At 66.1% G+C, this 12,066-nt stretch carries 15 protein-coding genes; 6 read left to right on the top strand and 9 right to left on the bottom strand.

Annotated elements, in window-relative coordinates; genetic code table 11:
* The first annotated feature begins 249 nt into the window (after window positions 1-249).
* From ACIBI6_RS22380 to ACIBI6_RS22370, 3 genes are read left to right on the top strand one after another with little or no spacing between them, the layout of a single operon-like run.
* Window positions 250-708, top strand: a complete 459-nt coding sequence (locus ACIBI6_RS22380; protein ID WP_396957553.1) for an HIT family protein — start codon at window positions 250-252, stop codon at window positions 706-708.
* A complete protein-coding gene (locus ACIBI6_RS22375) occupies window positions 705-1,544 on the top strand; it encodes a maleylpyruvate isomerase family mycothiol-dependent enzyme (protein ID WP_364355190.1) in 840 nt (279 codons plus the stop codon). Before ACIBI6_RS22380 ends, ACIBI6_RS22375 begins: the two co-directional genes overlap by 4 nt.
* A gap of 6 nt (window positions 1,545-1,550) precedes the next feature.
* Window positions 1,551-2,189 (top strand): Type 1 glutamine amidotransferase-like domain-containing protein, encoded by a 639-nt coding sequence (locus tag ACIBI6_RS22370; protein ID WP_364355193.1) that lies wholly within the window; start codon window positions 1,551-1,553, stop codon window positions 2,187-2,189.
* Here ACIBI6_RS22370 and ACIBI6_RS22365 read toward each other — a convergent pair.
* Both ACIBI6_RS22365 and ACIBI6_RS22360 read right to left on the bottom strand, forming a co-directional pair.
* A complete protein-coding gene (locus ACIBI6_RS22365; protein WP_364355196.1) occupies window positions 2,088-2,645 on the bottom strand; it encodes a GtrA family protein in 558 nt (185 codons plus the stop codon). The two genes, ACIBI6_RS22370 and ACIBI6_RS22365, sit on opposite strands and share 102 nt — an antisense overlap.
* 74 nt (window positions 2,646-2,719) lie before the next feature.
* The gene (locus ACIBI6_RS22360; protein ID WP_396957552.1) at window positions 2,720-3,031 is read right to left on the bottom strand and encodes a hypothetical protein; all 312 of its coding nucleotides are present in this window, start codon (window positions 3,029-3,031) and stop codon (window positions 2,720-2,722) included.
* A gap of 219 nt (window positions 3,032-3,250) precedes the next feature.
* On the opposite strand from ACIBI6_RS22360, the gene ACIBI6_RS22355 reads away from it, so the two are divergent.
* Together ACIBI6_RS22355 and ACIBI6_RS22350 are read left to right on the top strand one after the other, a co-directional pair.
* Complete coding sequence (locus tag ACIBI6_RS22355) at window positions 3,251-4,609, top strand: FAD-linked oxidase C-terminal domain-containing protein (protein ID WP_364355202.1); 1,359 nt, start codon at window positions 3,251-3,253, stop codon at window positions 4,607-4,609.
* Window positions 4,610-4,647: 38 nt separating this feature from the next.
* On the top strand, window positions 4,648-4,974 hold the full coding sequence (locus tag ACIBI6_RS22350; protein ID WP_364355206.1) for a GNAT family N-acetyltransferase: 327 nt from the start codon (window positions 4,648-4,650) through the stop codon (window positions 4,972-4,974).
* 148 nt (window positions 4,975-5,122) lie between these two features.
* Here ACIBI6_RS22350 and ACIBI6_RS22345 read toward each other — a convergent pair whose 3' ends face one another.
* The 4 genes from ACIBI6_RS22345 to ACIBI6_RS22330 form a co-directional block, all read right to left on the bottom strand.
* Window positions 5,123-6,283 (bottom strand): acyl-CoA dehydrogenase, encoded by a 1,161-nt coding sequence (locus ACIBI6_RS22345; RefSeq protein WP_364355209.1) that lies wholly within the window; start codon window positions 6,281-6,283, stop codon window positions 5,123-5,125.
* A 160-nt stretch (window positions 6,284-6,443) separates the two neighbouring features.
* A complete protein-coding gene (locus ACIBI6_RS22340; RefSeq protein WP_364355212.1) occupies window positions 6,444-7,124 on the bottom strand; it encodes a TetR family transcriptional regulator in 681 nt (226 codons plus the stop codon).
* 87 nt (window positions 7,125-7,211) lie between these two features.
* On the bottom strand, window positions 7,212-7,721 hold the full coding sequence (gene purE, locus ACIBI6_RS22335; RefSeq protein WP_364355351.1) for a 5-(carboxyamino)imidazole ribonucleotide mutase: 510 nt from the start codon (window positions 7,719-7,721) through the stop codon (window positions 7,212-7,214).
* On the bottom strand, window positions 7,705-8,880 hold the full coding sequence (locus tag ACIBI6_RS22330; RefSeq protein ID WP_364355353.1) for a 5-(carboxyamino)imidazole ribonucleotide synthase: 1,176 nt from the start codon (window positions 8,878-8,880) through the stop codon (window positions 7,705-7,707). Before ACIBI6_RS22330 ends, purE begins: the two co-directional genes overlap by 17 nt.
* Before the next feature lie 90 nt (window positions 8,881-8,970).
* Between ACIBI6_RS22330 and ACIBI6_RS22325 the strand changes: the two genes are divergently transcribed.
* Complete coding sequence (locus ACIBI6_RS22325) at window positions 8,971-9,513, top strand: GtrA family protein (protein WP_364355215.1); 543 nt, start codon at window positions 8,971-8,973, stop codon at window positions 9,511-9,513.
* On the opposite strand, the gene ACIBI6_RS22320 is transcribed toward ACIBI6_RS22325, so the two are convergent.
* From ACIBI6_RS22320 to ACIBI6_RS22310, 3 genes are read right to left on the bottom strand one after another with little or no spacing between them, the layout of a single operon-like run.
* Window positions 9,510-10,823, bottom strand: coding sequence for a HAMP domain-containing sensor histidine kinase (locus ACIBI6_RS22320; RefSeq protein ID WP_364355218.1), 1,314 nt, complete (start codon window positions 10,821-10,823; stop codon window positions 9,510-9,512). The two genes, ACIBI6_RS22325 and ACIBI6_RS22320, sit on opposite strands and share 4 nt — an antisense overlap.
* Before the next feature lie 18 nt (window positions 10,824-10,841).
* On the bottom strand, window positions 10,842-11,519 hold the full coding sequence (locus ACIBI6_RS22315) for a response regulator transcription factor (protein WP_364355221.1): 678 nt from the start codon (window positions 11,517-11,519) through the stop codon (window positions 10,842-10,844).
* Complete coding sequence (locus ACIBI6_RS22310) at window positions 11,516-12,043, bottom strand: PH domain-containing protein (RefSeq protein ID WP_364355224.1); 528 nt, start codon at window positions 12,041-12,043, stop codon at window positions 11,516-11,518. Before ACIBI6_RS22310 ends, ACIBI6_RS22315 begins: the two co-directional genes overlap by 4 nt.
* Window positions 12,044-12,066: the final 23 nt, after the last annotated feature.

The following is a 12,066-nucleotide window of genomic DNA, read 5'->3' as shown; positions in this document are numbered from 1 at the left end:
TAAGTTCGTCCAAATTCTCGCAACTGTACCCGGCTCGCTGATCTTTTCGAGCGACCTGGCAAGCAATCGCTAGCGGCGAGCGTAGCTGAGATGGCAGTCACAAGTTGCGGCCGGATTCCGCCGTTATGTCGGATTCGCGACCAACACCAAGGTTCGAATCCTGGTCGGTGCGGCGCAATACCTTCCCATAGTGACGTGCGTCATGCCCGACTATGTTCCCGGTGAGTGGTAAGCCGTAGGGTCGGCGGTGTGAACGACTGTGTCTTCTGCCGCATCGCGGCGGGACAGGCCCCGGCGACCAAGGTCTACGAGGACGACACGCTGTGCGCGTTCCTGGACATTCGCCCGATCGCGCGCGGCCACACCTTGGTCATCCCGAAGCGACACGCATCCGAGTTGACGGATCTGGACGCCGACATGGGCGCGCACCTCTTCCGCGCCGGACACCGGCTGGCGCTGGCGATCAGGCGCAGCGAACTGGCCGCGGACGGTGCGAATCTCGTCCTCAATGACGGCACCGCGGCCTTCCAGACCGTCCCACACGTCCACCTGCACGTGGTACCGCGTCGGCACGGCGACAAACTGAGTTTCGCCGCCGGACTGCTGCTGCGGCGCCCGCACGATCCCGAGTCCACCGCGGCCGCCATCCGCGCCGGAATATCGGCATTGGCACACGACGACAAGACCAGCGCCGAGGAGCAAGAATGACCGACCCGACCCAGGACCGGACGCAGCTGACCGGCCTGCTGTCCGAGCAATGGGAGACGATCGCGACCCTGGTCGCCGATCTCGACGAAGAGCGTTGGCGCACACCGTCTCCGCTGCCGGGCTGGTCGCTGTTCGATGTGGTGGCGCACCTCGTCGGGACCGAATCCTGGCTGCTCGGCGAACGCCCGCCCGCGCACGATCCGATCCGACCCAAAACCGATGTGACCACACTGCCGCATGTGCGCAACGAATCCGGTGTGCTCAACGAGATCTGGGTCGACCGGCTGCGGCCACTGTCGGGTAAGCGACTGCTCGAGCTGTACCGCGACGTCACCGACCGCAGGCGCGAGGCGCTCGCGTCTTTCGGTGATACGGAATGGCAGGCCGAAACCGTTTCGCCGATCGGCAAGGTCAGCTACGGACGGTTCATGCGGGTGCGGCTGTTCGACTGCTGGATGCACGAACTCGATATCGCCGATGGGCTCGGCATTTCCGTCGACGAGGGCGGGCCGCGCGCCGAGCGGGCCTTCGGCGAACTCACCGCCACCATCGGGCGGGCGGTGGCGAAGGGTGCGCAGGCGCCGGACGGATCACGCATCACCTTCGAGCTGACCGGCCCGTTGCCACAGACGCTGCACGTCGCGGTGGACGGCCGCGCCAATATCGTCGAGGAACTGGACGCGCCCGCCACCGTGGTGGTTCGAATGGGTTCCGGCCTGTTCGCCCGGCTGCGCGGCGGCCGCACCACCGCGGATGCGCATGAAGGCGAATTCACCATCTCCGGCGATGCGGAACTCGGCAACCGACTGGTGCACAGCCTGGCCTTCACCATCTGAGCAGCGGTGCGACTTTTCCTGTCCAGCTACCGATTCGGCGCACACTACGACCGGCTCGCCGCGCTCGTCGGCGAGCCGGGCCGAGTCGCGGTGATTCCCAATGCATGTGACGCCTGGCCCGCGGCCTGGGCTGGTGCGGTCACCAGTGACGTGACCCCGCTGCGCAAGCTCGGCTACTCCCCCGACGTGCTAGATCTGCGCGAATTCGTCGGTCGCGCAACCGAATTGGAAGCCACCCTGGCCGAATATCCGCTGGTGTGGGTGCGCGGCGGCAATACCTTCGTCCTGCGCGCCCAATTCGCCCGCAGCGGAGCCGATTTCGTACTGCCGAAGTTACTGGCCGCCGACGCCCTGGTGTACGCCGGGTACAGCGCGGGGGCCTGTCTGCTGACTCCGGATCTGCGCGGTCTGGAATCCACCGATGACCCAGCCGAGGTCGAACCGGCATGCGGCATCGAACCGCTTTGGGACGGACTGGGTTTGGTCGACCACCGCATCGTGCCGCATCTGGATTCCGCGACCGATCCGGATGGTGAGTCCGCGCTACTCGCCGCTCGGTACCGGGCCGAGGGCCTCGCGCACTGGGCGCTCACCGACGACGATGTCGTCGTGGTCGACGGCGACGATATCGAGATCCTGCGCTAGGCCGCGGAACACGATCCAGCGCATCGCGCTGTACATGTAGACCGCTTCGCATGCCCCCGCCAGCAGCCGCGACAGGTGGTATTCCGAACCCAGTGCGGTCAGTCCGCTACCGACGCCGAGTATGAAGGCGAGGTAGTTGATCACGACAACCACCACATACAGCACGGCCTGCCTGCCGACCGGTGCATGCGAGTGGAAGTTGAAGGTGCGATTCAGCACGAAGCTGAGCCCGAACGCGCAGATATAGGCGACGGTGACCGACAGCCAAACGGGCAGCCCCAGCCCGCCGTGCAGCACCGTGAGCAGTGCCAAATCGACACCGAAGGTGCAGCCGTTGATCAGCGCGAAGCCGAGAAACGTCGGGGCGACAAGGCGATTCAGCCCCAACGGCAACCTCGCGACGACGGCCTCGCACCAGCGGGAGAAGCCCGCCACCAGGGACTCGGTGCTCGTCACGCCGCCAGCATGCCAGCGGCAGGTGTCCACCAGGTGATCGTTCCGGAAACAAGATCGGCTGGAACCCGACTCGATCAGCCGATCCGGGTGAGCGTTGAACGGCGGTCCAGGACCGACCAGGCGACGAGGCAGCGGTGGCGGGTGACGTCGTCGACATCGTCGAGGAGAGCGTCGAGCAGGAGGCGGGGGTTACGGTGCCACTGATCGGACACGGTGGTGATGGCTGTTTTGCCGAACATGCCCGAACGATCCAGCGCCGTGATCCATTCGGCGATATCCCCCGCGTGGATGCGGCGCAAAGAATCCGGATCGATGCCCCCGTCGACGACTTCGTAGGAGAACACGGCAGCGACCAAATCACGGTAATCCGGCGACTCGACCTGCATGAAACCTCCTCGGCACGCCTGCGCACCTACTGGAATCGGACAGCGCCCCGAATGGGCGCCTCGCCCGGAATTCTTATCGGCCGACGGGCCCGGCACCACTGGACCGGCCCACATCCCGCCGGGCTCGGTGTTGTAGCAAACCTCCAGGGAGAACCGGACGCGCGGCTGTTACAGTCGGGCACGCACCGTGGGCCGCACCCGCCGTATAGCGTGAGCTGTGTGGACCTGCATGACCTGATCTCCCGCCTGCCCGATGGTGCGGTACTCACCGATTCCGACCTGTTGGCGGGTTATCGGCAGGACTGGGCGCGCGATCCGAACGCCGGCACACCTCTGGCCGTCGTCCGCGCTACCGGCACCGATGATGTCGCGGCGACGTTGCGGTGGGCGCACGAACACAAGGTCGCGGTGGTGCCGCGCGGGGCCGGATCCGGACTGTCCGGCGGGTCGACTGCCGTCGACGGCGGCATCGTGCTCAGCACCGAACGCATGCGCGCGATCACCGTCGACCCGGTCACCCGCACCGCAGTGGTTCAGCCCGGCTTGCTCAATGCGGAGGTCAAACGCGCGGTCGCCGAGCACGGCCTGTGGTACCCGCCGGACCCGTCCTCCTTCGAAATATGCTCGATCGGCGGCAACGCGGCCACCAACGCAGGCGGGCTGTGCTGCGTGAAATATGGCGTGACCACCGATTATGTACTCGGCATGGAGGTCGTACTCGCCGACGGTACGGTAGTGCGGCTCGGCGGGCCACGGTTGAAGGACTCGGCGGGCCTGTCGCTGACCAAGATGTTCGTCGGCAGCGAGGGCACGCTCGGGGTGATCACCGAACTCACCCTGCGGCTGCTGCCCGCCCAACCGCCGCAATCCACCGTGGTCGCGACCTTCGCGACGCTGACCGCCACCACCGAGGCCATCCTCGGCATCACCGGCACCCTGCGGCCCGCCATGCTCGAGTTCATGGATGCCGTCGCGATCAATGCGGTAGAGGACGAGATGCGGATGGGTCTGGATCGCGAGGCCGCCGCGCTGCTGGTCGCCCGTTCGGACGCGCCTGGCGAATTCGCCAGGCACGAAGCCGAAGTCATGGTCGGCATCTGCGAAAAAGCCGGTGCCATCGAGGTTTTCCACACCGAGGATCCCGAGGAAGGCGAAGCCTTTACTGCCGCACGGCGTTTCGCCATTCCGGCGGTGGAGAAGATCGGACCGCTGCTGCTCGAGGATGTCGGTGTTCCGCTGCCGCGGCTCGCGGATCTGGTCAACGGTATCGCCGCCATCGGGGCGCGCAATGACGTGCTGGTCTCGGTGATCGCGCACGCCGGGGACGGCAATACCCACCCGCTCATCGTGCACGATCCGACCGATGCGGCGATGACCGAACGCGCGCACCGCGCCTTCGGCGAGATCATGGACCTGGCCATCGAGCTCGGCGGCACCATTACCGGCGAACACGGGGTGGGCCGGTTGAAGAAGGCGTGGCTGCCCGATCAACTCGGCCCGGATGTGATGACGCTCACTCGCCGGATCAAGGATGCGCTCGACCCGCATGGCATTCTCAACCCAGGCGCGATTCTGTAGACGGAACATTCCCAGCCGCTGAGGAGTTTGACCCGATCATGACCACCAGGCTCGAGCACAATGTCGCCGATACCCGATTCGAGATCTATCTCGACGACACCCTCGCCGGGTACGCCGACTACGCCGAACGCGAAGATGCTGATCTCACTCGCCCCGTCGGCTCCGCCGACAACCATCCCCCTAAAGTTCGCGACTTCCACCACACCATGACTTTCCCGGAGTTCCGCGGCCGCGGCGTGGCCGCCCAGGTGGTCGAGTACGCGCTGCAGGATTCGCGCGCCCAGGGCTTCGCCGTCATCCCGACCTGCTGGTACGTCGAGCAGTACATCGCGGAGCACCGCGAATACGCCGATCTGGTCGCTTAACGCAGGTAGTCCGCGAGGATCGGGACCGGTCACCGCCAGGCGTCCGGGCTGGTGAGTTTGTTGTGTGTAGGGTTATCCGGGGGCACAGAAAGACCGGGTGTTCCCACCGCTCGGCGCAGCGGCCTGAACACCCGGTCGGTATGCGTTGTCAGCCCCGCAGCAGTGCGCGCGACATGACGACGCGCTGGATCTGGTTGGTGCCCTCGTAGATCTGAGTGATCTTGGCGTCACGCATCATTCGCTCCACCGGGAAGTCGGTGGTGTAGCCCGCGCCGCCGAAGAGCTGCACGGCGTTGGTGGTGACCTCCATGGCCACATCGGAGGCGAAGCACTTGGCGGCAGCGGAGATGAAGCCGAGATTCTTCTCGCCGCGCTCGGCGCGGGCGGCGGAGGTGTAGACCATGAGGCGGGCGGCCTCGATCTTCATCGCCATATCGGCGAGCATGAACTGGGTGTTCTGGAAGTCGGCGATCGCGGTGCGGAACTGCTTGCGGTCCTTGGTGTAAGCGATCGCAGCGTCCAGGGCGCCCTGCGCGATGCCGACGGCCTGCGCGCCGATGGTCGGGCGGGTGTGGTCGAGGGTCTGCAGCGCGGTCTTGAAGCCGCTGCCCGGCTCGCCGACGATGCGGTCACCCGGCACCCGGCAGTTCTCGAAATACAGTTCGGCGGTCGGCGACCCCTTGATGCCGAGCTTGTGCTCGAGCGGGCCGACCACGAAGCCCTCGTCATCCTTGTGCACCAGGAATGCGGAGATGCCGTTGGCGCCCTTCTCCGCATCGGTCACCGCCATGACGGTGTACCAGGAAGACTTGCCGCCGTTGGTGATCCAGCACTTGGAGCCGTTGATGACCCAGTCGTCGCCGTCCTGTTTGGCGCGGGTGCGCATGCTGGCGGCGTCGGAGCCCGCCTCACGCTCGGACAGCGCGTAGGAGGCCATCTCGCCGTTGACGATATCCGACAGCACCTTCTGCTTGAGCTCCTCGGAGCCGTTGAGGATCAGGCCCATGGTGCCGAGCTTGTTGACCGCGGGAATCAGCGAGGACGAACCGCACACGCGAGCGACCTCTTCGATCACGATGCAGGTGGCGACCGAATCCGCGCCCTGGCCGCCGTAGGCCTCGGGCACGTGCACCGCGTTGAAGCCCGCGGCGTTCAGCGCGGTGAGCGCCTCTTCCGGGAAGCGGGCGTTGCCGTCGACGTCCTTGGCATACGGAGCGATTTCCTTCTCCGCCAGTCCGCGGATGGCCGCACGCAGTTCGTCGTGGAAGTCCTCGAGCTGGAACAGATTGAAATCGGGGTTCCCTGCCATGGGACACACTCCTGGGTTTGTCGGTCGTGATTTTGCTGGATGGGAGCTCCAGCGATCGGCACTCAGTGCCACACTCCGTTTGAGTATACGCCCGAGGATGTACGCCAAGTGCGGTTAAAGTGTGGCACTGAGTGTCAGATACTGCATACAATGACTTCCGTCACAGACTACCGAGCTGCCGGGTCACCAAATCGGCGACCTGCCTCGGCGGCATATCCCTCGGGAACACCGCGACCACCATTTCCGCCGCACCCGACCCGCGCCCGCGCGGAATCGCCGCCAACTCCTCGCGCAGATCCGCCGCGCCCGCATCCGATTCGCCGCGCACCATGCGGCGCAACAGGTAGTTGTGGGTGGCCGTCACCGCGGCGGTGAACTGCACCCGCGCCAGATCCGGCACCTCCGGCAGCCGCTCACGCAGATAGTCGGTGAACAACCGCTCATACCGGAATACGGTCACGATCTCGCGCTCCCGCAGTGCGGGCACCTTCCGAACCACCCGATACCGCCGCTCGGCGATCTCGCGCCACTGGGTGAACCGCTCGAACACCTGCACCACCGCGGCGCACACCGCCTCCCACGGATCCCCCTGCGCCGCCGCCAAGGACTGCGCCGCCCGCGCCAACTGCGACTCGTGATCGGCGAAGATCACATCCTCCTTCGACCGGAACTGCCGAAAGAACGTGCGCCGCGAAATCCCCGCCGCCTCCGCGATCTCATCCACGGTCGTCGCCTCATACCCCTGCTCGGTGAACAACCGCAGCGCCTGATCCACGACGGTCAGCCGAAATCTGGCCGCATCATCCCCACTACGCCCCCGAACGGTTTCCTCAATCGCCACCGCATCACCGTACTGAGCCGCGCCGATACGGGATCCGCATGGCGGCAATTTGATCCTCGCCGCGCGCGGCGTGGCCGAGTCGGTTGGTCAGCCGAGGAGTTTGCTGCGCAGCGCGTCGTCCTTCTCCAGCACCATGGCTTCCAGACCAGCCTGGAACTGCTCCATCCTGGCGCGCAGGACCGGATCGGCGGTGGCGAGGATGCGGGCGGCGAGCAGGCCGGCATTGCGGGCGCCGCCGATGGAGACGGTGGCCACCGGGACGCCGGCGGGCATCTGCACGATGGACAGCAGCGAGTCCATGCCGTCGAGATATTTGAGCGGAACGGGGACGCCGATGACCGGGAGCGAGGTAGCGGAGGCGACCATGCCGGGCAGGTGGGCGGCACCGCCCGCCCCCGCGATGATGATCTTCAGACCGCGCCCCGCGGCCTCGCGGGCGTAGTCGAGCATGCGCTGGGGCGTGCGGTGCGCCGAGACGACGCCGACCTCGAAGCGAATATCGAACTCCGCCAAGGCGATTGCGGCGGCCTCCATAGTCGGCCAGTCGGAGTCGCTACCCATGATCAGGCCAACTTGCGCATTACTCACCGTGGGGATCCCATCCGTCGGTCCAAATCGCGTGCGACATCCAGTACGCCGCGCGCTCGGCCTGCTCGCGCACCACAGCGACATCGTCGCCGAGCACATTGATATGCCCGATCTTGCGATCCGGGCGTTCACCCTTGCCGTACAGGTGTACCTTCGCCTGCGGCAATCTGGCGAAGAGGTGGTGCAGCCGCTCGTCCATCGACATGGTCGGCGCCTCGGCCGCGCCGAGAATATTCGCCATCACCGTAACCGGCGCCAGCGGACTGGTGTCACCGAGCGGATAGTCGAGCACCGCGCGCAAATGCTGTTCGAACTGACCGGTGCACGCGCCGTCCATGCCCCAGTGACCGGAGTTGTGCGGCCGCATGGCCAGTTCGTTGATCAGGATGGCGCCGTCGTTGGTTTCGAAGAGTTCGACGGCCATCACACCGACCACACCGAGTTCCTTGGCGAGGTTCAGCGCGAGCGTCTCGGCCTGCGCGCCCAATTCGTCATTCAAGTCCGGTGCGGGCGCGATCACCACGGCGCACTGACCGTTGCGCTGGACCGTCTCCACCACCGGCCAGGTCGCGGCCTGACCGAACGGCGAACGCGCCACCATCGCCGACAGTTCGCGCTTCAGATCCACCTTGGCCTCAGCGAGCAGCCGCACACCGTGCGCGAGTTGATCGGCCACGATGGTCTCGGCCTCGGCCGCCGACCCCGGCATCCAGACACCGCGCCCGTCGTAACCGCCGCGCACCGCCTTCAGCACGATCCGCCAGTCGTGTTCGTCACCGAATCGCACCGCATCGGCCACCGAGGTGACGGGCACGAAGGCGGGCACCGGCAACCCGAGCTCGGACAGCTTGGTCCGCATGGCCAACTTGTCCTGCGCGAAGACCAGCGCGTGCGGCGGCGGCTGCACATTCACGCCCTCGGCGACCAGCGCCTCCAGATGTTCGGTCGGCACATGCTCATGGTCGAAGGTGAGCGCGTGCGAGCCGACGGCGGCCTTGCGCAGCGCGGTCAGATCGGTGTGGCTGCCCAGTACGACCTCGGGGCTCACCTGGGCGGCCGGGTCATCCGGATTCTCGGCCAGCACCCGCAGCCGCTGACCGAGCGCGATGGCGGCCTGGTGCGTCATGCGTGCGAGCTGGCCACCACCGATCATGGTGACGGTGGGCATGGCGGCAGGATCGAATGAACGGCGGGTGGTCACGTCGTGCAATCTTGTCATGTCCGGGCGCCATGATCCCTACCGGTACACTCGGGCCTTGTGTCTTTCGTCGACGACGTGGTCAACGTCCTCCCCAAGCCCCTGCGGGAGATCGCATACCGCCACCACGAACTGATCAAATTCGCCATCGTCGGCGCGACCACCTTCATCATCGACTCGGGCATCTTCTATGTGCTCAAGTGGACCGTGCTGGAGACCAAACCGGTCACCGCGAAGATCATCTCCGGCGTCATCGCGGTCATCTGCTCCTACATCCTCAACCGCGAGTGGTCGTTCAAGAACCGCGGCGGGCGTGAGAAGCACCATGAGGCGCTGCTGTTCTTCGGCGTCAGCGGCGTCGGCGTCGTGCTGAGCTTCATCCCGCTGTGGATCTCCAGCTACGTCTTCGACCTACGCCAACCCGATGTGAGCTTCACCGTCGAGAACATCGCGGACTTCTTCAGCGCCTTCATAATCGGCAACCTGCTGCAGATGGCATTCCGCTTCTGGTCGATGCGACGCTGGGTGTTCCCGGACGAAATCAGCGAGCTCGTCGAGGAAATCGAGGAGCTGCTCGAGGAAGAGCAGCTCGGCCGCAGTTAGCGCGGTTCAGGCGCCGGCGCGCCGTTGGGCGTGCGTTGCGACGCACTGGATCCGAGGAACATCGCGAACAGCGCGGGACGGCGGCGCTGCAATTCCAACCGTCCACCATCGGCCTCGATGAGCGCGCGGGCCAAGGCGAGTCCGACGCCGGTGGAGCCGCCTGCGGAGAAGCCGCGGTCGAAGATGTGCGGTGCGAGTTCGTCACGGACGCCATCGCCCTCGTCGGCGACCTCGACTACCACCAAGGGCTCGCGATCGCTGACCGTGCGCACCGTGCGCACCGATACCGTGCAGGTGCCGCCACCGTGCATCAGCGCATTGTCGACCAGCACCGCGAGGGCTTCGCGCAGCCGAGAACCCGTGATCGGGGCGCGCAAGGATTCGTCGCCGATCAACCGCAGGATCCGGCCTGCCTCGGTGAACGGATGCGACCACTCCTCGACGACGCCGCGCAACTCGTCCATTACCGGCACCGGATCGCGATCGGCGGCGTCCTCGTCGCGGGAGGCTCGGACCAGATCGTCGATCGCATCGGTCAGCCGGTCGACCTGCGCCATAGCCTCCTCGGCCTCGTGCACCACGGCCGGATCGGAATGCGCCGATAACTCGTCCAGCCGCAATCGCACCGCGGTCAGGCGGCTGCGCAGCTGATGGGAAACGTCCGCGACCAGCGCATGTTCGCGCTGCAGCCGCCCGGCGATCTCGACGGTCGCCGAATCGAGCACATCGGAAACCCGGTCCAGTTCGGAAATTCCGTGCCGCCGCGGATCCGGCCGGAAGTCACCCATGGCCAGGCGGGCGGCGCGGGCCGCCACGTCACGCAGCGGGTCGGCGACCCGGCGCGCGGTGATCATCGCCACCGATACCGCCGCGCCGAGTGAGGCGAGCACCGCGAAGGCAACCACCGCGACGGCCTGGATCTGGCGCGTATGCATCGGCCCCGAAGGCACCTCCAGGCGCAACGACCCCTCGGTCCCCATCGCCAGCGATTCCACCACCGGATCGTGCACCCGGTCCGCGCCGATATCGAGCCGGGACGCATTGTCCCGCGGGGCCGGATAGATGATGGTCAGCTTGCCGTCCATGGGGATCAACGGCCGCACCGGGCGGGTGTCGAGTTCGCCGAGCACCATGCCGTCGCCGTGTTCCTGGGCGATGATCTCCGCGGCGATGCGCTCGAGCCGGTTCTCCAGATCGTTGCGGGTGATGTCCTCGACCCACAGCCACGCGGTGTAGATCAGCGGGACGCCGAGTACCACCGTGGTGATGGTCAGCACGGTGAGCATCGATCGCAGAATTCTGCGTCTCATATCAGTTGTGCCGCACCATCAATCGGTGTTCAACCGGAAGCCGACACCGCGCACGGTGACGATGCGGCGCTCGGCCATCGGTCCCTCGTCGCCGATCTTGCGGCGCAGCCAGGACATGTGCATATCCAAGGTCTTCGAACCGCGCAGCTCGGCATCGCCCCACACCTCGCGCAGGATCGTCTCGCGCGGCACCACCTGACCCGCCCGATCGATCAGCACCTTGAGCAGCTCGTATTCCTTGTTGGCCAAACCGACTTCGACGCCGTTGACCAGCACCCGCCGCGCCGCGGGCTCCAGCCGGATACCGCCGACCTCGACCGCTTCGTCACCGATTCCACTGCGCCGCAACAACGCTCGGACTCGCGCGAGCAACTCGGCCAACCGGAACGGCTTGCCGACATAGTCATCCGCGCCCGCGTCCAACCCGACAACGAAGTCCACCTCATCGGTGCGCGCGGTGAGCATCAGCACAGCCAGATCGGCGCCGCGGGCGCGCACTTGGCGGCACACCTCGAGCCCGTCCATACCGGGCAGACCGAGATCTAGGATGAGTAGATCGTGACCGCCCTCCAAGGCGCGTTCGAGCACCGCGGGCCCGAAGCGTTCCACGGTGACCGAATAGCCCTCGCGCCCGAGCGCACGCGAGAGCGGTGCGGCGATGGCCTCATCGTCTTCGGCCAGCAGTACTGCGGTCATATGCGGTGGTCCCAGCGCGGATCGTCGGCTCTGGATTCCTCGAACACCTGCCGGTAGAGCAGCGCGTGTACCTGCTGCACCTGCGGGATGTCGTCGTATTCGAGCGGTTCCTCCGAGGAAGATCCGATGATCAAGGTGCCGGTACCGAGCAACCGATCGAACAGGCCGTGCCGGAACTGCACACTGGAAATCCGGCTCATCGGGATATCGATGCCGGTGTGGGTGATCACGCCCTGCCGGATGAGCACCCTGCGGTCGGTCACGATGAAATGCGTCGACTTCCAGCTGATAATCCGTGCGACACAACGCCATCCGATGATGCCCAGCCAGACGACCAGCACCACGATCAGCAATACCGAACGGGTCGTGCCCTCGGTCCTGCGCCAGATCAGCCCCCCGGCGAATCCGGCCAGCGCGGTCGCGATGATGAGCGTCACGATCGGCCAGAACAGCATTTTCCAATGCGGATGACGATGGAGTATCAACTGCTCGTCCGGGGCGAGCACCTCCTCCGGATAACCCATGCCGGAACCCTACCGCGAGAACA

The organism is Nocardia sp. NPDC050412 (assembly GCF_044458825.1).
Classification (GTDB): Bacteria; Actinomycetota; Actinomycetes; order Mycobacteriales; family Mycobacteriaceae; genus Nocardia.
This window is presented reverse-complemented; position numbering and strand designations above follow the sequence as displayed.

Excerpts from the sequence above, each read along its gene's own strand:
- ACIBI6_RS22375 (WP_364355190.1), top strand. The coding sequence starts at position 705 with ATGACCGACCCGACCCAGGACCGGACGCAGCTGACCGGCCTGCTGTCC.
- ACIBI6_RS22360 (WP_396957552.1), bottom strand. The coding sequence starts at position 3,031 with ATGCAGGTCGAGTCGCCGGATTACCGTGATTTGGTCGCTGCCGTGTTC.
- ACIBI6_RS22350 (WP_364355206.1), top strand. The coding sequence starts at position 4,648 with ATGACCACCAGGCTCGAGCACAATGTCGCCGATACCCGATTCGAGATC.
- ACIBI6_RS22345 (WP_364355209.1), bottom strand. The coding sequence starts at position 6,283 with ATGGCAGGGAACCCCGATTTCAATCTGTTCCAGCTCGAGGACTTCCAC.
- ACIBI6_RS22330 (WP_364355353.1), bottom strand. The coding sequence starts at position 8,880 with ATGCCCACCGTCACCATGATCGGTGGTGGCCAGCTCGCACGCATGACG.
- ACIBI6_RS22320 (WP_364355218.1), bottom strand. The coding sequence starts at position 10,823 with ATGAGACGCAGAATTCTGCGATCGATGCTCACCGTGCTGACCATCACC.
- ACIBI6_RS22315 (WP_364355221.1), bottom strand. The coding sequence starts at position 11,519 with ATGACCGCAGTACTGCTGGCCGAAGACGATGAGGCCATCGCCGCACCG.
- ACIBI6_RS22310 (WP_364355224.1), bottom strand. The coding sequence starts at position 12,043 with ATGGGTTATCCGGAGGAGGTGCTCGCCCCGGACGAGCAGTTGATACTC.